The 23,198-nt window shown below is 48.5% G+C and carries 22 protein-coding genes; 20 read left to right on the top strand and 2 right to left on the bottom strand.

Features of this window, described 5'->3' with window-relative positions:
* The first annotated feature begins 1,243 nt into the window (after positions 1–1,243).
* The gene (locus H6F88_RS17080; protein WP_190643948.1) at positions 1,244–3,364 is read left to right on the top strand and encodes a serine/threonine-protein kinase; all 2,121 of its coding nucleotides are present in this window, start codon (positions 1,244–1,246) and stop codon (positions 3,362–3,364) included.
* Between the two features lie 7 nt (positions 3,365–3,371).
* Here H6F88_RS17080 and H6F88_RS17075 read toward each other — a convergent pair whose 3' ends face one another.
* Entirely contained in the window at positions 3,372–4,256 is an 885-nt protein-coding gene (locus H6F88_RS17075) for a DMT family transporter (protein WP_190644122.1), read from the bottom strand.
* A gap of 616 nt (positions 4,257–4,872) precedes the next feature.
* Here H6F88_RS17075 and H6F88_RS17070 point away from each other — a divergent pair.
* The 18 genes from H6F88_RS17070 (at position 4,873) to H6F88_RS16985 (ending at position 19,749) form a co-directional block, all read left to right on the top strand.
* A complete protein-coding gene (locus H6F88_RS17070; protein WP_190643947.1) occupies positions 4,873–5,430 on the top strand; it encodes a Dps family protein in 558 nt (185 codons plus the stop codon).
* Between the two features lie 311 nt (positions 5,431–5,741).
* Complete coding sequence (locus H6F88_RS17065; protein ID WP_190643946.1) at positions 5,742–6,563, top strand: sirohydrochlorin chelatase; 822 nt, start codon at positions 5,742–5,744, stop codon at positions 6,561–6,563.
* Between the two features lie 86 nt (positions 6,564–6,649).
* Positions 6,650–7,420, top strand: a complete 771-nt coding sequence (gene cobA / locus H6F88_RS17060; protein WP_190643945.1) for a uroporphyrinogen-III C-methyltransferase — start codon at positions 6,650–6,652, stop codon at positions 7,418–7,420.
* Positions 7,421–7,662: 242 nt separating this feature from the next.
* A complete protein-coding gene (locus tag H6F88_RS17055; RefSeq protein ID WP_242050587.1) occupies positions 7,663–8,931 on the top strand; it encodes an endo-1,4-beta-xylanase in 1,269 nt (422 codons plus the stop codon).
* Positions 8,932–9,094: 163 nt separating this feature from the next.
* Positions 9,095–9,304, top strand: coding sequence for a hypothetical protein (locus H6F88_RS17050; protein WP_190643944.1), 210 nt, complete (start codon positions 9,095–9,097; stop codon positions 9,302–9,304).
* A gap of 5 nt (positions 9,305–9,309) precedes the next feature.
* Entirely contained in the window at positions 9,310–9,717 is a 408-nt protein-coding gene (locus H6F88_RS17045; protein ID WP_190643943.1) for a hypothetical protein, read from the top strand.
* A 154-nt stretch (positions 9,718–9,871) separates the two neighbouring features.
* Entirely contained in the window at positions 9,872–10,819 is a 948-nt protein-coding gene (locus tag H6F88_RS17040) for an RluA family pseudouridine synthase (RefSeq protein WP_190643942.1), read from the top strand.
* 590 nt (positions 10,820–11,409) lie between these two features.
* On the top strand, positions 11,410–11,928 hold the full coding sequence (locus H6F88_RS17035) for a phycocyanin subunit beta (RefSeq protein WP_190643941.1): 519 nt from the start codon (positions 11,410–11,412) through the stop codon (positions 11,926–11,928).
* Positions 11,929–12,074: 146 nt separating this feature from the next.
* Complete coding sequence (cpcA, locus tag H6F88_RS17030) at positions 12,075–12,563, top strand: phycocyanin subunit alpha (protein WP_190643940.1); 489 nt, start codon at positions 12,075–12,077, stop codon at positions 12,561–12,563.
* A gap of 143 nt (positions 12,564–12,706) precedes the next feature.
* Positions 12,707–13,582, top strand: a complete 876-nt coding sequence (locus H6F88_RS17025; protein WP_190643939.1) for a phycobilisome linker polypeptide — start codon at positions 12,707–12,709, stop codon at positions 13,580–13,582.
* Positions 13,583–13,702: 120 nt separating this feature from the next.
* Positions 13,703–13,945 carry a phycobilisome linker polypeptide gene (locus H6F88_RS17020; RefSeq protein ID WP_190643938.1) on the top strand — a complete coding sequence of 81 codons (243 nt, stop codon included), beginning with the start codon at positions 13,703–13,705 and terminating at the stop codon, positions 13,943–13,945.
* A gap of 188 nt (positions 13,946–14,133) precedes the next feature.
* Positions 14,134–14,454: a phycobilisome linker polypeptide gene (locus tag H6F88_RS17015; protein WP_190643937.1), complete on the top strand. Its 321-nt coding sequence runs from the start codon at positions 14,134–14,136 to the stop codon at positions 14,452–14,454.
* Between the two features lie 56 nt (positions 14,455–14,510).
* Complete coding sequence (locus tag H6F88_RS17010) at positions 14,511–15,350, top strand: HEAT repeat domain-containing protein (protein ID WP_190643936.1); 840 nt, start codon at positions 14,511–14,513, stop codon at positions 15,348–15,350.
* Positions 15,351–15,425: 75 nt separating this feature from the next.
* The gene (locus H6F88_RS17005) at positions 15,426–16,106 is read left to right on the top strand and encodes a HEAT repeat domain-containing protein (protein WP_190643935.1); all 681 of its coding nucleotides are present in this window, start codon (positions 15,426–15,428) and stop codon (positions 16,104–16,106) included.
* A 70-nt stretch (positions 16,107–16,176) separates the two neighbouring features.
* Positions 16,177–17,010, top strand: a complete 834-nt coding sequence (locus H6F88_RS17000; RefSeq protein WP_190643934.1) for a phycobilisome rod-core linker polypeptide — start codon at positions 16,177–16,179, stop codon at positions 17,008–17,010.
* An 83-nt stretch (positions 17,011–17,093) separates the two neighbouring features.
* Entirely contained in the window at positions 17,094–17,834 is a 741-nt protein-coding gene (locus H6F88_RS16995) for a phycobilisome rod-core linker polypeptide (RefSeq protein ID WP_190643933.1), read from the top strand.
* A gap of 165 nt (positions 17,835–17,999) precedes the next feature.
* The gene (locus tag H6F88_RS16990; RefSeq protein ID WP_190643932.1) at positions 18,000–18,737 is read left to right on the top strand and encodes a phycobilisome rod-core linker polypeptide; all 738 of its coding nucleotides are present in this window, start codon (positions 18,000–18,002) and stop codon (positions 18,735–18,737) included.
* Between the two features lie 253 nt (positions 18,738–18,990).
* Positions 18,991–19,749, top strand: coding sequence for a phycobilisome rod-core linker polypeptide (locus H6F88_RS16985; protein WP_190643931.1), 759 nt, complete (start codon positions 18,991–18,993; stop codon positions 19,747–19,749).
* 142 nt (positions 19,750–19,891) lie between these two features.
* On the opposite strand, the gene H6F88_RS16980 is transcribed toward H6F88_RS16985, so the two are convergent.
* A complete protein-coding gene (locus tag H6F88_RS16980; RefSeq protein WP_190643930.1) occupies positions 19,892–20,500 on the bottom strand; it encodes a hypothetical protein in 609 nt (202 codons plus the stop codon).
* A 622-nt stretch (positions 20,501–21,122) separates the two neighbouring features.
* On the opposite strand from H6F88_RS16980, the gene H6F88_RS16975 reads away from it, so the two are divergent.
* A complete protein-coding gene (locus tag H6F88_RS16975; RefSeq protein WP_190643929.1) occupies positions 21,123–23,156 on the top strand; it encodes an ankyrin repeat domain-containing protein in 2,034 nt (677 codons plus the stop codon).
* The last annotated feature ends 42 nt before the right edge of the window (positions 23,157–23,198 follow it).

Raw genomic sequence — 23,198 nt, 5'->3', positions numbered from 1 at the left:
CAACTGAACTGAAAAGATGACTTGGAGATAGAAACGGATAAGTTTAAGCAAACATTTTTATCCTAAAATTCTGCTTCAAGCGTTATGTCAGCAGGAATTTTTAGGAGAAAGGTTCTCTTGCTAGCGGGTACAAAGTGATAACTACTACAGACTCATGAATGTCCCTAACAGCAGAAACAACGGCTTTGTTTCTGCATCAAACCTGGTTGACTGACAAATCTTCTGATGTAGGTTGGATGAAACAACGTGAAACTCAACACCCACCTGAGTTCTGTTGGGTTATGCATTCGCTTCACCCAACCTACGAGATACCCACAGTTCTGGGAGATTTGTCAGTCAACTAGGCATCAACCTCAGTAGAAGAGATAGCACCGATTGTTTGCCAAGGGTTGTGAAACATAGCAGACTTATGGGCAGTATTTTGGGGCTTTACTTGGAGATGCCTCTAAAGCTTCAGAACCAGTGGGTTTTAGAAGGCACTAACAACTCTGCGTTCCAGTTGGAGCCTTAGAACGAACTGTATTCAGTCAGATTTATTCAATCTTGCAGGGCAATGTAAAGAAATTGAGTCTTGTAAGGTAGAGCTTTTCGATCCCTGTTATTTCTAATACCCTGTGTATCCTAATCTAATGGGTTCATCCCAAATTATGCGGTAACTTTACGTAAGCTTTAAACCAGAAGATTGAGAATTTACCCATAATTGGGTTGGAGGATTAAAGTCGGTTAAAACGGTGAAAAGCTGGTGTCTTATACCTTTTATCCCGCTGAACTAAGGATAGAACTGACTGTTGGGTTATTCTACCTGGAGAAAGAATCAAAAGAGCCAGACTAGCAGCGGATTTCAGTGTTCTTCAGTAAATTTGCGGATACATTAGGGTGCGCTCATAAAGAAAGCATGAAGCTGCTAGGTTGCTACAATCAGGCAGACTGATAGATTTTTCTGAAGTGCATAGAAGATCATAATCAGTCTCTAAAAGACACGGATTCTGCTTTTTTTGTCTGAATAAGCTAACAAAATGGAAAGCCAATCTAGCTCGTTTTGGAGTCAACTTTTTGTGTCTAGACTAAAAGCCGTGTTGAGCTTCAATTCTTGAATGTGGCTCTGAAAATCCTACACTCCGGCTCTCCAAAATGGGTTGAACTGTTAAGCTTCTTCAACCTACATTTCCTCTTAATTGAGCTGTTGCTTTCGTTATTTATTTCTAATAGTTTAGATTCCTAAAGCTTAGATAGAGTTCCCGGAATGCCCCCTTCTCAACCGCTTGACACTCGACTTGGTCGCCCAGTTGGCGATCGCCAGCGTTATCTTCTTACCGACCTAATTAGCAATGGGGGTATGGGTGATGTGTTTTTGGCGACCGATTCGCTGTTGGGTCAGCACGTTGCGCTGAAAGTCTTAAATGAGCGCCTTGTGGTTGGAGAGTTGAGAAAGCGGTTTGAGCGAGAGGTGGCAGTGATTGCAGCGTTGCAAAGCGATCACATTGTTCAGGTGATGGATTATGGGGTAACGGCTGAAGGCAATCCGTTTTATGTGATGGAGTATTTACACGGGCAGACGTTGGGGCAGCTTTTGCGTCAAGAAAAGCGCCTGTCCGTTCCCAGAACCGTGAGCATCATTCATCAGGTTTGTTCTGGATTGTTTCTGGCTCATCAAGGCGTTCAGCTTCGTCAGGAGGTAGGGGTTGAGCGGGTCAAAGTTGTGCATCGTGACCTGAAACCAGACAACATCTTTTTGGTGACTACCACACTGGGAGAATGGGTCAAAATCCTGGATTTTGGGATCGCCAAGATTCGCAGCGATCGCTCTGAGCAAACTCACGTTACAGAGATGTTTTTGGGCACGTTTCGCTATGCGGCTCCAGAGCAGCACGGCATGGAGGAAAATCTAGATGAGCGGGCAGATATTTATAGCCTGGGCATCATTCTCTACGAAATGCTTTCTGGCTCTGACCCCTACAGCTTTGACCCCGAAAGTAAGACGCAGCATCGGTTAACTGGGGTAGAGTGGGCAGTGGCTCATTTGACTAAATCGCCATTGCCGCTGCGACAACAGTCTGGCTGCGACGACATTTCGCCCGCAGTTGAAGCGGTGGTAATGAAATGTTTGGAAAAAGCTCCGGCAGATCGCTTTGCCTCGGTTATGGAGCTAAACCAAGCGCTTCGTGCGGCCTTCCAAAATGGCGATCGCATTCCCACGGCAGCTAGAAAACCCATCAAACCACGCAAGCCAGCAGAGGCAGAGCCAACGATGGCGGTTAGCCCTCCTCTACCTACGCCCGTCCCTAATGCTGCTGCAAAAGTTAGTTTAATGACTCGGTTTGCCCTGTTGCTAGCCGGATCGGGCATCACAGCGGTGCTGCTCCTTGCAGCAGGAAGTTATGCTGGGTGGTCGCCGTTCCTGGGCACCAGCAAATTTGATGCGCTTGAAGAAGTTTCTAACTCGTCGCTAACTCCGGCGAGTGTCATCGTCCAGGAGCCACAATCTGCGGCAGCGCAATCATTGTCTGGACACATGGATACCGTTTGGGCAGTTGCCATTAGCCCCGATGGGCAAACTCTCGCCAGTGCCAGCTTTGACCGCACCGTTAAATTTTGGAATCCGTTAACTGGAGAATTGCTGCAAACGGTGAATGCTCACTCGGATGCGGTACGGGCGATCGCCTACAGCCCGGATGGCAAAACCCTTGCCAGTGGCAGCGGCGACAAAACGATTCGGATTTGGGATCTGCAAACTCAAAAGTTAGTCCGTACCCTTTCTGGACATTCTGGCCCAATCTGGTCGATCGCCATCAGCCCTGATGGACAAACCCTTGCCAGCGGCAGCTACGATGGCACCATCAAGTTGTGGAATCCGCAAACGGGAGAGCTGCGGCAAACCCTAACTGACCACTATGACTCGATCTGGTCGGTCGCCATTAGCCCCGATGGTAAAACTCTGGCAAGCTGTAGCTATGACGGCACTATCAAGCTGTGGAACCTCCAGGATGGGAAATTACTTCGTACCCTTTCTGGACACAGCGATGCAGTCCGAGCGATCGCCATTAGCCCTGATGGTGAATATCTGGTGAGCGGCAGTTGGGATAAGACCGCTAGAGTTTGGGATCTACAAACTGGACAGGTGCTTCACGTCCTGGAAGGTCACGAAGACCGGGTGTTGGCAGTCGCCATTAGCCCTGACGGAAATACGATCGCCACAGGCAGCACCGACCACAGTCTCAAAACCTGGAATTTGCAAACTGGAAGGCTGTTGCGATCGCTTAACGCACACGCAGATTGGGTGCTGGCACTCACTTTTAGCCCTGATGGAAGAACTCTGGTGAGTGGCAGTAAGGATAAAACTATTAAAATCTGGGACTGGCGCTAGGAATAATTCAAAACTTAAACCTGGTGAACAGCCGTCCATCAATTGCTACAAGCCCTACAAAGATTAGCGCCATACCTGCGAAAGCATTCCACTCCAGACTTTCACCCAGCGCAAATACACCCAGCAATAGCGCACTCAGGGGAATCAAAAAAGTCACTAACAACAGGTTTGTTGCACCTGCGATCGCCAGAATGTGAAAGTAAAGCAGATAGGCGATCGCGGTACTGAACAGACCTAATGCCAACAGTGCACTCATGCTTGCCCAATCAGGGTTTGCTGTCCAGGGACGCTCCAAAAACAGTGTGAGTGGAGCCATCATGATTGCGGTTCCACTCACCATTCCAGCAGCGGCGACGGTAGCCGGAAGTTGCCGAAACCGTCGTCCATAAATGCCCGCACAAGCGTAGGAAAAGGCAGCCAGCAACACGGCAAATTGCCCAAGCCCTTTGAGCTGCAATCCGCTAAGAACTTCTGTGCCCACTAAAACTGCTACGCCGAAGAAACCACAAATGACCCCCAACAGTCGATTGACGCTCAGCTGTTCGTCAGCCGTGAGAAAATGCGCTAACACTACGCCAAATACCGGTGTGGTGGCATTGAGAATTGCGGCAAGGCTACTATCAATATGCAGTTGCCCCCAGCTAATCAAGCTAAAAGGAATCAGATTATTCAAAGCGCCCATGACTAAAAATTCACGCCAAAGTTTGGCTGAAGTAGGCATTTGATGTCCCTGGAAATAGGCGAACGTGGTGAGGGCGATCGCTGCCAACACCACTCGTCCTAACACCACCGTGAGAGGTCGCAAATCCTGAAGCGTGAGTTCTATAAAAAAGAAAGAGCCTCCCCACAGCACAGATAAGAGAATCAGCAAAAGCCACGCTTTGGTCGTCATCGTAGGAGTCTTAGCAGGTTGTTTCATGGCGATCGCCTCTTTTGGCACGACCACAGCATAAAACTCCTGTCAGCAGAAAGTCTGGCTATTTTCGGACTTGGGTATTGCTCAACCTTTTGATGGGAAAAACCTTGTGATCCAAAAAATAACCCCGATCGCCTGACCGGGGTTAAAAAGAAGTTTCTAATTCCATACTTCTATCTTCTCTCAAAATGTTTCCCACGGCATTTCCAAATTGCTGAGCCAATCTCCGTCATACTGCGTATTTTTAAGAGTGCTACGTCCTACAAAGGACGTTTATTACTTTTCAAACTCTGCTATTCCCTCTGAGGAGCCACTGCAAAAATAAACTTCAACAATCACTTAAGAGTCTTACGAAATGTGTGCAGGGAAAACAATTTTTTCTGTGAATTTGTTGCATTGTGGAATAGCTAAAATGCTTTTGAACCAAGGGCTCCAAACTTCAAAGCCACATTTGTTTGTAGAAAATAACCCAATGTGTTGAGAATGATTTCTAACAGCAGAAAGAGGCAATGTTGACTCCCTAAATGAACCTCGATACATTGAGGGGTAGAGAGATAAAACAGCATCAACTAGCTGATAGGGGGAAAGAGGTATGTCTACAGTTGAAGGAGTCTTACAGTCCTTTGAGCAAATGCGTGGAAATCCCATCGCATTAGAGCTCCATGTAACGACGGCTGTTTGCGAAGGGCTCAACATTGTTCTGGCAAGTTTTCAGGCACTATATCTGCAATATCAAAAGCACCATTTTGTCGTTGAAGGGGCTGAGTTCTATTCGCTCCATGAGTTCTTTCAAGATAGCTATGGTGAAGTAGAAGGTCACGTTCACGAAATTGGCGAGCGGCTGAATGGGCTAGGTGGCGTTCCGGCTGCTAGCTTCACCAAATTGGCGGAGCTATGCTGCTTTACTCCCGAATCGGATGGGGTATTTTCTTGCCGGCAAATGGTTGAGCATGATTTAGCGGCTGAGCAGTCCGTTATTCAGGTGATTCGTCGTCAGGCTGGGCAAGCTGAGAGCTTGGGCGATCGCGCTACCCGCTACCTCTACGAAAAAATCTTGATGGAGACAGAAGATCGAGCTTTCCATCTCGATCATTTCCTGGCTCACGATAGCCTCACTCCAGCGTTTGCGCTAGCTAACGGTAGCAACTAGATGCAGCGATTGAGTCGTGATAGAAGCTGAAAGCAGAAACGTGACTGCGGACTGTACTAGAAATAGGGTTGAAGTTAGGGTTGAGTTAATGTCATAACACCCCTATCTTTGGTAAGAATTTGAGCGTGAAGGTGTCGCCTTCGCGCTCAAGTTTATTTTGGGATTGCGGCAGTTTGGCAGAAGTTTAGAAACGGCTGATACAGAAGTTGCTGTTGCTGGCGATACAGTATGATCAATCAGACATTTTTCGTAACAAAGCCCTGTTACGGTTCTATGTCGAGTTGAACAGTTAGTTTGGAACAGTTAAACGGTTGAATTTCTCTACTGCCTACTTATTGGTTTCTCACGGAAGCCGTGATCCTCGCCCTCAAGTTGCTATAGAAGAATTGGCACGCTTGATTCGCGATCGTCTGGCTGCCGAAATTCCTGTCCCAGAGGAGCTACAAACAACTCCCCTCCGGTTGCCCTTTGGTAAAGCTAGACTACAGGCTCCCCGCCGCCCAGCGCAGCGGGTCATGGAATCATCGCCGCTTGTAGGTACTGCCGTTCTAGAGCTAGCTCCTTTGCCGCTGCACCAGCAAATCCAGCGGTTTGGCGATCGCGCCCGGGCCGCAGGTTACGGTCAGGTAAAAATTCTGCCCCTGTTTTTGCTGCCCGGTGTGCATGTGATGGAAGACGTTCCGGCTGAACTGGCGATCGCCCAGGCTGCTCTAGGGGAGAGTATTCGCCTTAGCTTGTGTACCCATCTGGGCAGCCATCCTCGGCTCAGAACTTTGCTCACCCTCTCCGCTGACACGCCACCAGAAGTTGCCAAAGTGATAATTTCTCATGGCAGTCGCCGACCCGGAGGAAACCAGCCTGTAGAGGCGATCGCTCAACACATGGGAGCAGCCCCCGCTTACTGGTCAGTCTCTCCCAGCCTAGATTCTCAGGTCGCAGCACTCGTAGAAACTGGCAACCAGGTGATCGCCATCTTGCCCTACTTTTTGTTTGCCGGAGGCATCACGGATGCGATCGCTCAACACTTGCCCCACCTCGCCCAGCGGTTTCCTCACATTCACCTGTATTTAGAAGACCCGATCGGAGCCAACGCCGAATTAGCTGACATCGCTATAGAACTGCTGCTTGCCTAAAGCTGCTTGCCTAAAAGTTATAGCTCCTTTCCCTTTTTTTACTGTGTACACGCTCTAACCTTCACTCACCCAACCCTCCCACTTCCATGCATCAAACTCCAGGCAAAGTCTACCTAGTTGGAGCCGGACCAGGCGATCCCGGACTATTTACCCTGAAAGGAAAAACCTTGCTGGAGTGTGCCGATGTCGTTGTTTATGATGCGCTGGTGAGTCCGCAAATTTTGGCGATGATCGGGTCGCAAGCAGAGCAAATCAGCGCAGGCAAAAGGCGCGGGCGACATTCGCTCATTCAAGAGGAAATTACTCAGCTTTTAATCGAAAAGGCACAAACTCATGCAATTGTAGTGCGGCTGAAAGGTGGCGATCCGTTTGTGTTTGGGCGGGGTGGCGAAGAGATGGAAGATCTGATCAAGGCAGGTGTGTCTGTCGAAGTAGTACCGGGAGTGACTTCTGGAATTGCCGCTCCTGCTTACGCTGGAATTCCCCTAACGCATCGGTTACACAGTTCTTCAGTAACGTTTGTGACAGGTCATGAGTCCGCCGGGAAGTATCGTCCGGCAGTCAATTGGGGAGCGATCGCCCACGGCTCTGAAACGATTGTGATCTACATGGGTATTCACAACCTTTCCTACATTGTCGAGCAACTCCACACAGCGGGTTTATCACTCACTACGCCGATCGCTCTAGTGCGCTGGGGTACCCGTCCTGAGCAAGAAGAATTAATTGGCACACTAGAAACTATCGTGCAGCAAATTGAGGAAACGGGCTTTGAGGCTCCGGCGATCGCCGTTATCGGCTCAGTCGTTAATTTACACGCTGTGCTCTCCAAAGTTGAAATTCAAACAGTGGAATCGTGACGCGAAATTTACGCACCTATCTTTCAACTCACCACATCATCAAAAATTTCGTAGCATACAGGTGAGGATCGCGTTGCCTAACGTATCCTAACGTGAGTTCGGGTTAAGCTAAACGCTGCAAGGTTTGGTATAAAAGGCTTTAGGCAAAGGGTATTGCTGTAGGCTCTTCTCAATAAGGTTGTTTATTGAGAAAAATTGCATCTGTGGACCTTGCTGACAATAGCTTGATTCACTGCAACGAAATGAGGTACGAAAAATCAGGGGTTCTGACGATTTCTTATCCCGAACTCACGTTATCCTACGAAACTCTGAAGCTGCCTACGGGTGATATGGCAAAACGACGAACTTTTCTCTATGGAGCAGCAGGAGCATTAGGCTTTGGTGGCTCTTGGCTTGCTGCTCAACAAGGCTTTAGCTCCACTTCCCAACAGACGTATGGTTCGGATCAAGGATTGGTAGCTAGCAAGAATCACCTATCCAATGATGACAATAGGCGAGCTTCTCTAAGCGATCGCGCTGCCTCAAAAGGGTTACTCTACGGAGCAGCCGTTACCGCACATAGAATATCCTCAGATGCAAGCTTTGCAGCTTGCGTTGCACGAGAATGTAATATCTTGGTTGCAGAAATTGATTTGAAATGGAAAGCTCTGCGCCCTGCCCCTGACCAGTTTGATTTTAGTCGGAGCGATCGCCTGCTTGACTTCACTCAGCGTCACAATATGCAGTTTCGCGGACATACATTAGTTTGGCACAACGGTTTACCCGACTGGTTTGAAAGCACCGTTACAGCCGACAATGCAGAACAGTTTTTGCAAACTCACATTCAAACCGTAGTGAGTCAGTATGCAGGCAAAATGCACTCCTGGGACGTAGTGAATGAGGCAATTTTGCCTGCTCACGGACGGCAAAACGGATTACGAGGAACGCCCTGGTTAAGCCTACTTGGAGAAAGTTACATCGAGATTGCCTTCGAAACTGCGGCTCAAGCTGACCCAGACGCAATGTTGGTTTACAATGACTTTGGGCTGGATTATGACATCTCTGAAGAAGAACGCAAACGTACAGCCGTTTTGGAACTCCTTTCAAGGTTACAATCTCGTGGCATTCCTATCCATGCACTAGGCATACAGGCACATCTACATGGTGACTTGACTCACTTTAATCCAGATAAACTTAGGAGTTTTATTCAGGATGCTGCCAGCATGGGTCTAAAGGTTTTAATTACAGAACTGGATGTATCCGATCGCCGCTTACCTCGTGACATTGATACTCGCGATCGCCAAGTCGCAGAAGTGTATGAAGCTTACCTTACTGCCGCCCTCGCAGAACCGTCTGTGATTGCTGTTCTCACTTGGGGACTGAGCGATCGCTACACTTGGCTTACTCACTTCCAGCCCCGTTCTGGTGGTGCCGCTGTGCGTCCTCTACCACTGGATGATCGGCTTCAACCTAAACGGGCATGGAGGGCGATTGCTGATGCTTTTGATGAAATGTCTGAGCGTGATGGATGAGGGCGATCGCTAATTCTACCGATGAAGCAAAAGAGTTGATCACAGTGGAATAACCTGTGGAGTGGGACACCTACTCCCTTGGATGGGCAAGATGCCTGCTTCAGTAGTAACGGTAGAATTGTTCACAGATATGCTTATAGTCAACTTGCTTGGAGAAGCACATATGACTTTATCTGAGGTTCTTCCGTCTATCCGCCAACTATCTACCCTTGAGAAACTAAAGCTAATTCGGATTTTGGCAGAAGATTTAGAAGCAGCAGAGGACATTGCACCTCTAGAACCCTTTAAGACCTACGATTTGCCAACACCTTATGACAGCTTCAGTGCTGGTTCAGTGTTGATGCAAGCGGCAGAGTCAGCCCCCCAAACTTGACTGTCATGCGTTTTCGCTACTCCACCTCCGACCTTTTGCAAAATGAGTTTGACAGTTTGCCACGGGTGCCGATAATTCTTCGTCGAGAAGGGTTTACAGTTGAAGCACTCGGTTTGGTTGACAGTGGTGCAACGGTCAATGTGATGCCCTACGAGCTAGGGTTACGACTAGGTGCTACTTGGAATGATAGTAAAGCGATCATCCAACTTGCAGGTAATTTAGGCAGTCAATCAGCGATACCCTTCTTTGCAATGGTTCAAGTTGGAGATATTGCACCGCTTCAGCTAGCTTTTGCTTGGACTAAGATCCCGAACGCACCTTTGATTCTAGGGCAGGTGAACTTTTTCATGGAGTTTGACGTGTGTTTTTACCGTTCTCAGATGGAATTTGAGATTAAACCTAAATCACAGTGAGAGGTCTGATACCTCCCATATGAAAGGATCTGTAAATCTTCAGGATCTTCTATGGTGAGTAATTGGAATTGATTGCATAGAGGGCGATCGCTCCCTATAATCCCTCAGTTACAACTCCCAGCGATAATGAAAGGGTTGAGTATAGGCACAAACTTTGTCCCCAAAACTCCCCGAATTTGACTTAGAGGTTGAAGCAACCACAGAACGGCTCGATCGCTACCTGGCTGAGCAGTTGCCCGATTTATCGCGATCGCGCCTGCAAAAGCTGATTGAGCAGGGACAGGTCTGGGTGAATGGGCAGGTTTGTACGTCTAAGAAGGCAGTGGTGAAAAGGGGCGATCGCATCTCACTCACCATTCCTAAGGCTCAGCCGCCGGACTTGCAGGCAGAGGACATTCCACTGGATATTCTCTACGAAGATGAGCATTTGCTGATTTTGAATAAACCCTCTGGACTGGTGGTGCATCCTGCACCTGGTCATGAAGCGGGGACGCTAGTCAATGCTTTGCTGGCGCATTGTGGGGAGCTACCGGGAATTGGCGGCGTGCAGCGACCAGGCATTGTGCATCGGTTGGATAAAGACACAAGTGGGGCGATCGCCATTGCCAAGACCGATCAGGCACACCAACATCTTCAGGCGCAATTTAAGGCGAAGACGGCTCGACGAGAGTATCTGGCGATTGTCTTTGGCGCACCTGCGGCTGAGAGCGGCACGGTTGACTTACCGATTGGGCGGCATCCGGTCGACCGCAAAAAGATGGCTATCGTGCCTGAAGAGAAGGGAGGACGGCGAGCCGTCACTCACTGGATTGTTAAAGATCGGCTGGGAAATTACACATTGATGCAGTTTCAGCTTGAAACGGGGCGGACACACCAGATCCGGGTACATACGGCGCAAATGGGGCATCCGATTGTGGGCGACCCGGTTTATGGGTCTGGGCGATCGGTCGGGGTGAACCTGGAGGGACAGGCACTTCATGCCTGGAAGCTGAGATTGCAGCATCCGGTATCAGGAGAATGGATCGAGGCGATCGCCCCTCCACCTGAAACATTTACCGTGCTCTTGAGGGTGCTAAAACGGCGGTTTGATTCACAAATCTAACTTCATCAAATGAAAAGTGTCACAATGTCGCTTTGTCTTTCTTAACAATTGCCTTATCTTGCTTCTACCTTTGGGTAGACCTTAACTGGCTTAAATAAAAGCTTTCTGCAAATCTTAAATAAAAATAAAAATTTTTGAAAAACACTTGATAAGTATAATTACCCCTATCAACTGTAAACAAATATGTCGAAAATTTCCTTTAAATGAAGGTGAAATGCCTGTCTTTTATGGGTTCACGCCGTTCTTCTGCACAGGGTTATACAATTTCACAACTTGTAACAAATAATGGCTTTACCGCATTGTATAAAGATTACCGGAAGGGTACAAATGACAGGAAAAAGTTAATCAAATCACTAGTTCATCAGTTTTTCCGTTTCTCATAAAAGTTGTGAAATTTTCTCAGATTCAAAACGTTTACGTTAACATTCTCATCAATGGGGAATTGAGTCTGAGGTCACTGCGAATTCAGTGATTTGAGCAGTATACCTGCTTTACCTTCCACGGGCTGCGCTTTGCAGCTTGAACTGGCTGAACTTAATCCCAGTTTTAATCAAAACCGAACTCAACCAAAAAAGTAGGAGATTGAGTCCATGTTAGATGCATTCGCTAAGGTCGTTTCTCAAGCTGATGCCAAAGGTGAATTCCTGAGCAGCTCTCAGTTTGACGCTCTGTCAAACATGGTGAAAGAGGGCAACAAGCGTTTGGATACCGTTAACCGCATCACCGGTAACGCTTCCACCATCGTTGCAAATGCTGCACGCGCTCTGTTTGAGGAGCAGCCTCAGCTCATCCAGCCCGGCGGAAATGCCTACACCAACCGTCGCATGGCAGCTTGCTTGCGCGACATGGAAATCATCTTGCGCTATGTCACCTACGCTGCTCTGGCTGGAGACGCTAGTGTTCTAGATGATCGCTGCCTCAACGGTTTGCGTGAAACTTATCAAGCACTGGGTGTACCCGGTGGTTCCGTTGCTGCTGGTGTCAGCAAGATGAAGGAAGCTGCTATCGCTATCGTGAACGACCCCAACGGTATCACCAAGGGTGATTGCAGCGCTCTCGTATCTGAGTTGGCAAGCTACTTCGATCGCGCTGCTTCTGCTGTTGGTTAATTCCACCAGTGCTCTCCTTTAAGGAAACGGCTACGGCTTGAGCTTGAGTCTGGTACAACGGGCAACAAGCTAACGCTATAGCTGAATCTAAATAGCCATTTCATCGAAAACTTTGAAGGAACATATCTTAGGGAGATATCTCAACTATGAAGACCCCCATTACCGAAGCGATCGCTGCTGCTGATACTCAGGGACGTTTCCTGAGCAACACTGAGCTGAACCAAGTATACGGTCGCTATGAGCGCGCCGCTGCTTCTATGGAAGCTGCTCGTGCGTTGACCACCAATGCTCAGAAGCTAGTTGATGGTGCTGCTAACGCGGTTTACCAGAAATTCCCCTACACCACCCAACAGCAAGGTGCTAACTTCGCCGCTGACTCTCGCGGTAAGTCCAAGTGCGCTCGTGACATCGGTTACTACGTTCGCATCATCAGCTACGCACTCGTTGCTGGTGGTACCGGACCTATCGATGAGTTCCTGTTGGCTGGATTGGATGAGATGCACCGTACCTTTGACCTATCCAACAGCTGGTACGTTGAAGCGCTGAAGTGGATCAAGGCAAACCACGGTGTTACCGGTCAGCCCGCTGTCGAAGCAAATGGTTATATCGACTACGTGATTAACGCCCTGAGCTAGTCTCCAGGTCTATTGCCCGGAAGAATAAGCGAGTGTTGGCAAGTTGGCTGGCAGTTGTTAATTTTTCCGGGCATTGTTTTTCTCATTTTGATGATAAAAATCTTCAAACACGTTGTTCAAATTGTTGCTTCGGGAGAATAGGCATGAGCGGTTTAGTTGCGTCTAATTTGTCAGCCGCAGGAAGACTTGGTCTTTCTGCATTTGATGCTTCCAGGGTAGAACTGCGCCCCGATCGGACAGAGGATGATGTGCGCTCGGTGATCAATGCAGCGTATCGTCAGGTCCTCGGCAATGACTATATTATGGCGTCAGAACGCCTGACCAACGCAGAGTCTCAGCTTCGTCAAGGCAATATCACCGTTCGGGAATTTGTCCGGGCGATCGCCAAATCAGATTTATACAAAAACAAGTTTCTTTTCCGCAATTCCAATACTCGCTTCATTGAGCTGAATTACAAGCATTTGTTGGGTCGTGCGCCTTACACCGAAGATGAGGTGAATTTCCATCTCAATCTTTACAACACCAAAGGCTATGACGCTGAAATCGATTCCTATATTGACAGTGTTGAATATGAGAACAGCTTTGGTAACAATGTTGTTCCCTACTACACTGGTTTTTCAGTTGATGCAGGCGTGAGAACCACTGGTTTTACCCGCATGTTCCGCCTCTACCGGGGATATGCAAATAGCGATCGCTCTCAAGTAAGCGGCAGAAGCCCTCATGTCTTCCGCGAACTCGCTCAAAATCGTGCCTCTACCATCGTCAAGCCTACCGCCAGCGATCACAGCGGTGGGTACCATGGCGCTGGCTCGGCTGACACTCCTTCTAAGGCATTGGGTGGTTCCTTTGGAGAGAGCGGCAGAGTTTATCGGCTAGAAGTTGCCGGAATTGTTCAACCCGGTTATCCCAGAGTGCGTCGCAGCAATGTTGCTTACCTGGTGCCGGTCGAGCAAATGCTGCCCAGAATGCAGCAAATTCACCGCATGGGCGGCAGAATCGTTAGCGTTTCACCTGCTTAAACCGTGCTACCCATCCTAACGGTGATGTGAAGGTGGGTTCTGCTTATCTCATCCCAAGCAATTCAGACGGACTTCGCTCAACAGCGTGTTCTCCGTAGTCATTTGGAGGTATTTCACACGATGTCTAGTAATGCTAGTTTTAGCGCCATTTCTAAGGACGCAACTCCAACCGCGTGTCTGGGTGGTTCCTGGGATGAAAGTGGTCGCATTTATCGGCTTGAAGTAACCAACATTCTTCAGCCTGGATATCCCAGTGTGCGTTATAGCACGACAGCTTTTTTAGTGCCCTTTGAGCAAATGCTACCGAGAATGCAGCAGATTCATCGTATGGGCGGCAAGATCGTCAGCGTTACGCCTGCCTAGTTTGCTGCAATTCGTCTGCATACTTCCCAATAGCACTCAGTTCTTAGTAGAGATACGGTAACGAATAATCTGCGAAGCTGAGTGTTATTGGTATGTGTGGTGAAAGGCATTACATAAAGCTTTCTAGTTCTGGATGGGAGACCGATTTGTCGTCTCTCGAACACTTAACATCAGGAGTTTTACTGGTTATGTTTGGTCAAGCAATCCAGGGAAGTAACAGTTTTACAGATAGCGCAGCCCGCATGTTTTTGTTTGAAGTTAAGGGTTTGCGTCAAACTTATCAATCTGACAAGTTGAGCTATCCGATTCGTCGCAGTGGTAACGCGGTTGTTGCAGTCCCTTACACCCGCATGAACGAAGAGATGCAGCGAATTAATCGGTTGGGCGGCACGATTGTCAGCATTAAGCCGTTGAATGGTGCCGAAACCAGTAATGGAGCAAAGCAGCAAGCTACTGCTGCCCATGCTGATGCAAAAGTTGCTCACACCGAAAAGTCATCGGAGGGTTAAACCCCCTCGGATTAGGGAGTGATCCCGCCTCTGTCTCTGCCCCTTCGTTTAGATCAATGTCAGAGTTAACTCAATCACATTTTGAATCTGAATTAGAACCGCCCAACGGTGAACCATTAACGGTAGAAACGGCACTTGCCAACCTGACTCACGAAGATGTGAGCCTACGATATTATGCTGCCTGGTGGTTGGGTAAGTTTGGGTCGGGAAGTCCGGGCGTAGTGGAGGCGCTGATCACGGCTCTTCAGGATGAGGACGATCGCACTGAGCTAGGAGGCTATCCTCTGCGGCGCAATGCGGCTCGTGCCTTGGGCAAGTTGGGCGATCGCCGCGCAGTTCCAGAACTTCTTCAGGCTTTAGAGTGTTCTGATTACTATGTTCAAGCGGCAGCGGCTCAATCGTTAGGAATGCTGGGTGACCCAGCCTGCATTCCGGCGATGATGAGTGTGCTATCTGGGGGAGTAGAATCGGCTCAATTAATGCCGGGACGACCTCATTTAGCCAAGCCAGTTGAAGCTGCCATGGAAGCTCTAGAAGCTCTACGAGCGACTGAGGCAACTGCTTTGATTGAGCCGTTTTTGCAACACCCCGTTCCACGGGTGCAATATGCTGCGGCACGGTCATTGTACGTGCTGACGCAACACCCCGCTTACGGAGAAAGGTTGGTGCGATCGCTATCCGAAGCAGATCTAAAGCTGCGTCGTAAGCTATTGCTCGACTTAGGTGCAAGTGGTTATTTGCCGGGTGCTGAGGCGATCGCCCATGCCAGCGTTGAGAATAGCTTCAAAATGATTGCTTTGAAAAGCCTGCTAGAGAGCAATCTTAAGCAAACAAACCCGGTTGCCTTGTCTCCTGCGGCTACCCAGGTGATGACGCTGATGGATGCGTTGCTATAGATGAGTAAACTGGCGTTTTGACTGGCTGTCTTAATTTCCTGCTTTGACTCTTTCTGTGAAGTTACGGGTGATCTGATGTTTGTGACCAAGGCTGTTGATGCTTCTGAACTAATTCGAGCCGTCGAGCAAGCCGATTCTCCCAGTCGGTTGGTGGCGGCTGTGAACACATTGGCAACTTCAGGTCTAGAAGCAGGCATTCCAACCCTAATTGCCGTGTTGGGATACAACAACCCCGAAGCCGCCAGCGTTGCCGTTGAGGGGCTAATTCGGCTGGGCGATGTTGCGGTTCTGCCGCTGATTGAGCAGTTGGATGAGTACAACTATGGGGCACGAGCCTATTCTTTTCGGGCGTTGGCGGCGATCGCTGATCCCCGCGCTCTGGAGGTGTTGCTCAGTACGGCGGAAACCGACTTTGCCCCCAGCGTTCGTCGGGCAGCAGCTAAGGGACTGGGAAACCTGCGGTGGGAGAAGCTGCCAGAGGGCGATCGGGCGATCGCTCAAGACAGAACATTGCAGGCGTTGCTGACGATCTCTCACGACCCGGACTGGGCAATTCGTTATGCCGCGATTGTGGGTTTACAGGCGTTGGCGATCGCCAGTAGCAACCCATCTCAGTCGTCCCAGTCTCAGCTCAGTTCAGCGATTCTAGAGCGGATTCTAGAGCGATTAACTGCAATGGCAGACGATCCAGATTTAGCGGTTCAAGCGCGAGCTTGGATGGCTCAACAACAGTTAGAACATCTGACTGCACCTTGATGGCTGTCCGTGTTGCTCTACGGCAGTCTCGCTTTTTATGTATGCATTTTAGTTAAAGGTACCTAACCTTATGCCTCTTCCCCTCCTCGAAATTACCCCCAAAACTCAAAACCAGCGCGTTAATGGCTACGACATCCCCGATGAAGATGATTCACCTGTTTATCAGTTAACGGGCACCACCCCGGATACAGGCGTGGATGCCATCATCTGGGCATCATATCGACAAATTTTTAGCGAACATTTGATCCTCGAACAATATCGTCAACCCGCGTTGGAATCGCAATTCAGAAATCGAGTGATTTCAGTGCGAGAGTTTGTTCGTGCTTTGGGTAAAACCGATGTCTATCGGGAATTAGTTGCCGATACCAACAGCAACTATCGCCTAGTCGATATCACCTTTAAGCGGTTTTTAGGTCGGGCAAGCTACGGCAAAGATGAGCAAATTGCCTGGTCGATTGTGATTGCTACTCGCGGGCTACACGGATTTATTGATGCCGTGGTCGAGAGCGACGAGTACCTGCAAAACTTTGGAGAATATACGGTTCCCTATCAGCGTCGTCGTATGGAAGGACGTCCCTTCAACCTGGTGACTCCTCGCTATGAGGATTACTGGCGTGGTCGCCTGTTGGATATGGAACTGGCAAGTCGTTCTTACTTCCAGGCGCGGAGTTATGGTGCTGGTGCATTAGATAAGAAAATCATTCGGCAGGCTATTCCGGCTGGCTTCTTAAACATGGCTCAAAGCCTTTTGCCACCTCAACTCGACAGCCAGCGGCACGTTGCCAGAGCATCATCGGTCAAGGTTCCTGATTCAACTCGTGAAGCTGCTCCTTCACAAGTTAGCGTGAGGCGAACCAGTGTTGCTCTACCTTACCGCTACATCCCCACAAATCCAAGGGTCTAGTTAGGAGTTAATTGTTCGTGCATGCCCATGAACAATTAACTCCTAAAACTCGTTTCCTGCACAGTTTTCTAGAGGATCTTTCCATGCCAATTCCCTTGCTTGAGTACAAACCTTCTTCTCAAAATCAGCGTGTAGCTGGCTTTGAGGTACCCAACGAAGATACCCCACGCATCTACCGGTTAGACAATGCAACCTCCGATGGTGAGTTTCAAGATCTAATCTGGGCAGGTTATCGTCAAGTGTTTAGCGAACACGAAACGCTGCAAAGCTACCGCCAGAAAACGCTAGAAACTCAGCTTAAAAATCGCTCGATCTCTGTGCGAGACTTTATTCGAGGTCTGGCAAAATCTGACGTATATCGCCGCCTGGTAGTTGAAACCAACTCAAACTACCGCGTTGTAGAACTCACCCTGAAGCGCTTACTGGGTCGGGCACCCTACAACAACGATGAAAAAATTGCCTGGTCAATCAAGATTGCGACGACCGGGTTTGAAGGTTTTGTGGATGCCCTCGTTGACAGCGAAGAATATACGACTTCCTTCGGTGAGAGCATTATTCCCTATCAGCGTCGGCGCTACAAAGATCGTCCGTTTAACCTGGTGACTCCTCGCTACAGCGACTACTGGCGAGATAAGCAAGAGGAGGAACGCTACAAGTGGGGAGATGTTAGGAACTTCCTGGATTTGGCGCGATCGCTCCAAATCAAACCCGTTAACTTTGTCCAGGTAAAAACTGACAACATTACCATCCCCGATACGACTCGCAAGGATACTTCTCCCGTGCCCGCTTCGATTAACTCTGCCGCAGGTTTCCCCTGCCGCTAGAGTGCCGTGAGTACTTCGTGTATCAGCATGAGCCAGATCCTCTAGGCTTTAATGGTTGAATTTTTCGGGTACAAAAAACCGAAAAATCACCCCTTTCAATCCGCTTTAAAACACATCCTAGATTAGGTTTGGCAGATATCAGAATCCTATTACAGGAGGTTGAAAATGTCTTTACCGCTACTTGAATATAAACCAACGACACAAAACCAACGAGTTTCTAACTTTGGTGTTGTCGATCGGAACGAAGAAACTCCCCATGTTTATCAGCTTGGAGAAACTCAATCTCCCACTGATGTTGAAGCGTTGATTTGGGCTGCTTATCGCCAAGTCTTTAATGAACAGGAAACGCTGTCGTTTAATCGACAAACTGTTTTAGAAACGCGGCTTAAAAATCGTTCGATCACGGTGCGAGACTTCATTCGCGGATTAGCAAAATCAGAGCGTTTCTACAGGCTGGTGGTTGAGCCAAACAACAATTACCGTTTGGTAGAACTGGCGTTAAAGCGGCTATTGGGTCGTGCCCCCTACAGCAAAGAAGAGGAAATTACGCTGTCTATTCAAATTGCTACCCAAGGGTGGAATCAATTTGTAGACCTGTTGCTGGATGGTGAAGAGTATACTAAAGCCTTTGGCGACAACATTGTGCCCTATCAGCGCAAGCGGATGGGAGAGCGTCCCTTTAGCTTTACCCCGCGCTATGGCGCTGACTATCGCGACCAGCTACCTCCAGCTAGACCCTACACGCCTGCAAATCAATTCAGTCTTGACTTTGACCGTCCGTTCAACCTTCAGACATTCCTCAAGTCCACCAACTGGGGTCGGGTTTCTGGTGTGTTGATCGTTCTGACGCTAGGATGTGCATTCTTGCTGGCACTGAGTGCATTCTCAGGTTCGGCAGGTTAGGGATTTCCTGGATTGAGACTGATTGAAGCTGAGCAAAACTGAGCGAAATGTTGAGAATTGCACCATTGGGTTGAAATTTGCTTACAAAAAATGCAGTTCATCACATAACCAGTCAACAAAACACGGGATAATAAGCCCAAAGAAGTGTTGGTCTGAATCAATCCCTAGCCCAGACTGTCTATCGTAAGTGCTGCTCCGCAGTTGATATTTCAGACAACTTTTACACCGCACAATACAGAAGGGAGACATTAGCATGGCATTGCCGTTGCTCGACTATAAACCATCGAGTCAGAACCAAAGGGTTCGCAGCTTTGGCATATCCGATCAGAACGAAGATACCCCCTACGTTTACCGAATTGAGGACGTGAATTCTCCATCAGAGTTGCAGGCTCTGGTTCGAGAAGCGTATCGGCAAGTGTTTAATGAACAGCTTTTGCTCAGATTTAACCGCCAGATCACGCTAGAAACTCGCTTGGCAAACGGCTCCATTACCGTTCGTGATTTCATTCGTGAGTTGGTGAAGTCAGAGCGGTTCTACACCCTGGTAGTTGGTGTTAATGATAACTACCGCTTGGTGGAAATTTGCGTCAAGCGGTTGTTGGGTCGTGCTCCTTACAATCAGGAAGAAAAGATTGCCTGGTCAATCAAGATTGGAACTTTGGGTTTCCATGGGTTTGTTGATGCGCTTCTCGATAGTGAGGAGTACATCCAAGCCTTTGGTGATTCGATTGTTCCTTATCAGCGCAAGCGGATGGAGAAGCGTCCCTTCACCTTTGTGCCTCGCTACGGTGAAGACTATCGCGAAGTTGCAGGAACTGCTAAAACCGACTGGCGGATCACCCTGGAGAAGTTCTACACGCTCAAATTCCAGGAGCGCAGTCTTCCCGAAGGCGATCCTCGCAAGTTCCGTGCTGTGGCGGCAGCGATCGCACCCAAAATCAACTACGCTCAGCGCACCTCTGCGTTTGACATCGACTATCTCAACAAAGTCCCAGTTCGCGGTCGCCGTTAGACCCTCAGCAGCCTAGCTGCAATTTCTGTAATTTCGGAGTAGGGGCAAAGCGTTTGTGTCGAAGATGGGTGGTGATAGCCATTCATCCTCATCACAAATGTTTTGCCCCTACTGTGTGTTTATAGTGCTGTGTTACTTGCTTCTACCGAAACTGGTGGCGTAGTAGCCATTGCAGGCAAATTCCAGTAACGATGCCATAGGTCAACCAACCCGATCCATAGGACAGTGCAGTTACGAATGTTCCTGACAATACTCCTGGCTGTATGACATATGCGACAGCCGAACCGCTCGCGCCTTGTAACGCACCACCCAAAGCGCTAACAGGAAGCCACCAGTACGCTTTGCGAACAGCTCGCCACAAAATTGGTAACTGGGCTGCTCCCAAAATTGCCAGCACAACAGGCTCACCAACTAAATTCATCCAAAAAACTTGCCATGCGCCCAGCCTGGTTAAGAATTGAATGATCAGATCAAGGACTACATCCAAACTCACCATCAGCATCAGTCCGAAAAACCACCCTAACGTACTAACCGCTATCCACCAGAAGGATTTGGGAATGTAGTGGCGCAAGATCAACCATTGAGCTGTGCCAATAAACAAACCTGTAAAGAACACAGTCGCCAGGAATTGAAATCCTGACGCTTCCAATGCTCCAACGAGCGCCCCGGCAATTCCAGTTGCCACCGCCCACCAGAGCCAAAGGTGAGGAACCGCCTGTGGTGTTTTACCTCGCTGTTCATACTGCCCCATAATGCTTACCTCAGAGTTGCAACTTCAACTCCACGACTGTATTGTTTAGCCCAATCCAGTTTGAAGGCAGCTTTTCTTAGCAGAAGTCTGAATAGAATGCTTCAGCCTTTCAAACTGGTCGGTCTATTAGCATTTAGGGATCAGAACGAAGCAATCGGTGAGCTAAAAAAACAGTTTGTGGTTAGGCACACTTGTCCGTCTAGGTGTGCAAATTGTGTGTCACCCACCAACAGAGAACACCGCCATCACCAAAATCGACAGCAGTAAGCCGGGGGTCAGCAGCATAATCAATGTCAACAGTTCACCTTGTTCCATAATTAACTCCTCTTTCAGTGTGCAGTTTGAGCAGTGGCTGTTTGAGTTTCCCTCAATTTTGGCTTACCCAAGCGAGCGCCACACTGTCTCAACTACCCTGATCATGCCTGATGATTTTGCGAATGTCGGTGGCTAATGCTTAAACAAATCAGGAAACTTGGGCGCAGCGGTGAGATCAAGGGTGAGATCAAAACTGAGCGCACAATTAGGGGCAGGGCAGGCAAAATTAAAACATCTAAGAATCAGCAGGACTGCTAGCCAGGTTGCGATCGCCTCCTGCTAAACCCAACCTACCCACAAACCTCCTATGGAGATCCCGCATAAAATCGGACATATCATTGCCAATCGGTATGGGGTGACAGATACCTTAGGAAGAGGTGGAATTGCCACAACTTACGCTGCCAAAGACCTGACTACCAATCAACCCGTAGCTCTAAAGGAGCTGTCGCTGCGGCACATGGGCGAATTTAAGGTCCTGGAACTGTTTGAGCGGGAAGCCCGAACGCTAAAGCAGCTTCATCATCCTGCGATTCCCAGCTACCTGGATTATTTCTACATAGACACGGCTGAAGACCGAGCCTTTTACATTGTGCAGCAGTTGGCAGAGGGCAAGTCGTTGGCAGAACTGGTAACAGGAGGGTGGCGCACCAATGAGAGTGGTGTTCGGCAGATTGCGACTAAGGTTCTAGAGATTCTCATCTACCTGCAAGCTCAAAAACCATCAGTCATTCATCGCGACATCAAGCCGCAGAATTTAGTTTTGGGAGAGGATGGCAGGATTTTCCTGGTAGATTTTGGTGCCGTTCAGGATACTTACCGTACTACGGTGGCACGGGGTAGTACCGTAGTGGGAACCTATGGTTACATGGCTCCAGAACAGTTTCGCGGGGAGGCTGTTCCTGCGACGGATCTGTATGGTTTGGGCACGACTTTACTATTTTTGCTAACGCACCGTTGCCCCTCGGAATTGCCTCAGGAAAGGCTGCGGTACAACTTTCGCGATCGCATCCAGGTTTCCGAGGAGTTTGCCGACTGGCTTCAGCAAATGGTAGAGCCAGATGAGGAAGACCGCTTTTCCTCTGCGAAGGAAGCATTAGCTGCACTGCAAGGCAAGAGAATTAGAGGTAAAGCGCGATCGCCCATTCCCATGAAAATCATAGTTGGGTTAGGAGTGGCGATCGTTGTCGCACTAAATGCTCCTAGGTACTTAAAAGCTCCTTGGCTCAGCTTAACAACTAGGCAACAAATCCTTCCAAGTACAGTAGTTCGGAGTGGAGATATAGATATGCTTAGCAGCATTCTGTTTTGGGATGGACTGCTACAAGACAAGGAAGCTAGAGTTCGGCAAGCTACTGATTTACTTCGGTATGTTGAATCCGCAGAAATATTTGAATTACTGATAGCACGAGGAGCAGACGTAAATCTCCCCGACGACAAAGGCAGAACACCTCTGCATCACATAGCAGAGTGGTATTCTTACGGCAATTTCAGACAGCCGCTAGTTGAAGCATTGCTTGCTAATGGTGCGGATATCAACGCCAGAGATAACTATGGGTATACCCCTCTGCACATTCTGATCAAGTCAGGCTTGTATCACAGTAGCTCAGTGGACATAGAAAATGAATTTGAAGCAATGATTGCTCAAACCTGGGTTGCTAATGGAGCAGACATCAATGCTCAAGATCGATACGGTAGAACGTCGCTGCATTGGGCAGCGAGTGTTTGGGCAAGGCAAAGTGGTCGACTAGCAGAATGGACAACAGAAGCTTTGATTGCAAATGGTGCAGATGTCAATGCTAAAGATCATCATGGCAGAACACCACTTCATGTATCTCTAGAACACTTTCCTCCATCCGCTACAAGTGAAGTAATCAACGTACTCATTAAACATGGCGCTCAAGTCAATGCCCAAGATAATAATGGTAGAACCCCACTGCATTTTGTAATAGCGGGGAAAAATATCAGTGGAACACCGGGATTTGGAGAATTGATTGATGCAGAAGATGAGATAAAAATTGAGTTCAATAGTTGTTCTCATTATATTTCAGGAGAAACGATTTATCTTCGAGAAAGAATAGCTGAGCTTCAGGTTCAAGAAACGATTTATCTTCGAGAAAGAATAGCTGAGCGTCAGGTTCAAGTGTGGGCTTCTAAAGTAGAACTGGCTAGTTTGCTGCTCACTCACGGAGCGAGAGCGAATATTAGAGATAACCTAAACTTTACGCCGCTCGAACTTGCAAATACATGTCAGTCTGATACTGTTTTACCTCCACAAGCAGAAGCAGCAAAACTAGTTGAACTGCTAAAGCGCCACAGTGCTACAGACAGTGGCGATAAGTGAAACCTACTGGCTTACGTCTTGCCTTAAAGAAGGTTTATCTGC

Origin of the sequence: Oculatella sp. FACHB-28, from assembly GCF_014696015.1 — a bacterium.
Taxonomy (GTDB): Bacteria; Cyanobacteriota; Cyanobacteriia; order Elainellales; family Elainellaceae; genus JAAUTN01.
Note: the sequence above shows the minus strand (reverse complement) of the source record. Positions and strands in the feature narration are given on the sequence as shown.

What these genes read in the sequence shown, in the direction of transcription:
- H6F88_RS17055 (WP_242050587.1), top strand. Translation starts at nt 7,663, where the DNA reads ATGAGGTACGAAAAATCAGGGGTTCTGACGATTTCTTATCCCGAACTC.
- cobA (WP_190643945.1), top strand. Translation starts at nt 6,650, where the DNA reads ATGCATCAAACTCCAGGCAAAGTCTACCTAGTTGGAGCCGGACCAGGC.
- H6F88_RS17010 (WP_190643936.1), top strand. Translation starts at nt 14,511, where the DNA reads ATGTCAGAGTTAACTCAATCACATTTTGAATCTGAATTAGAACCGCCC.
- H6F88_RS16985 (WP_190643931.1), top strand. Translation starts at nt 18,991, where the DNA reads ATGGCATTGCCGTTGCTCGACTATAAACCATCGAGTCAGAACCAAAGG.
- H6F88_RS17005 (WP_190643935.1), top strand. Translation starts at nt 15,426, where the DNA reads ATGTTTGTGACCAAGGCTGTTGATGCTTCTGAACTAATTCGAGCCGTC.
- H6F88_RS17045 (WP_190643943.1), top strand. Translation starts at nt 9,310, where the DNA reads ATGCGTTTTCGCTACTCCACCTCCGACCTTTTGCAAAATGAGTTTGAC.
- H6F88_RS17035 (WP_190643941.1), top strand. Translation starts at nt 11,410, where the DNA reads ATGTTAGATGCATTCGCTAAGGTCGTTTCTCAAGCTGATGCCAAAGGT.
- H6F88_RS17070 (WP_190643947.1), top strand. Translation starts at nt 4,873, where the DNA reads ATGTCTACAGTTGAAGGAGTCTTACAGTCCTTTGAGCAAATGCGTGGA.
- cpcA (WP_190643940.1), top strand. Translation starts at nt 12,075, where the DNA reads ATGAAGACCCCCATTACCGAAGCGATCGCTGCTGCTGATACTCAGGGA.
- H6F88_RS16980 (WP_190643930.1), bottom strand. Translation starts at nt 20,500, where the DNA reads ATGGGGCAGTATGAACAGCGAGGTAAAACACCACAGGCGGTTCCTCAC.
- H6F88_RS16975 (WP_190643929.1), top strand. Translation starts at nt 21,123, where the DNA reads ATGGAGATCCCGCATAAAATCGGACATATCATTGCCAATCGGTATGGG.
- H6F88_RS16995 (WP_190643933.1), top strand. Translation starts at nt 17,094, where the DNA reads ATGCCAATTCCCTTGCTTGAGTACAAACCTTCTTCTCAAAATCAGCGT.
- H6F88_RS16990 (WP_190643932.1), top strand. Translation starts at nt 18,000, where the DNA reads ATGTCTTTACCGCTACTTGAATATAAACCAACGACACAAAACCAACGA.
- H6F88_RS17050 (WP_190643944.1), top strand. Translation starts at nt 9,095, where the DNA reads ATGACTTTATCTGAGGTTCTTCCGTCTATCCGCCAACTATCTACCCTT.
- H6F88_RS17015 (WP_190643937.1), top strand. Translation starts at nt 14,134, where the DNA reads ATGTTTGGTCAAGCAATCCAGGGAAGTAACAGTTTTACAGATAGCGCA.
- H6F88_RS17000 (WP_190643934.1), top strand. Translation starts at nt 16,177, where the DNA reads ATGCCTCTTCCCCTCCTCGAAATTACCCCCAAAACTCAAAACCAGCGC.
- H6F88_RS17020 (WP_190643938.1), top strand. Translation starts at nt 13,703, where the DNA reads ATGTCTAGTAATGCTAGTTTTAGCGCCATTTCTAAGGACGCAACTCCA.
- H6F88_RS17075 (WP_190644122.1), bottom strand. Translation starts at nt 4,256, where the DNA reads ATGACGACCAAAGCGTGGCTTTTGCTGATTCTCTTATCTGTGCTGTGG.
- H6F88_RS17025 (WP_190643939.1), top strand. Translation starts at nt 12,707, where the DNA reads ATGAGCGGTTTAGTTGCGTCTAATTTGTCAGCCGCAGGAAGACTTGGT.
- H6F88_RS17080 (WP_190643948.1), top strand. Translation starts at nt 1,244, where the DNA reads ATGCCCCCTTCTCAACCGCTTGACACTCGACTTGGTCGCCCAGTTGGC.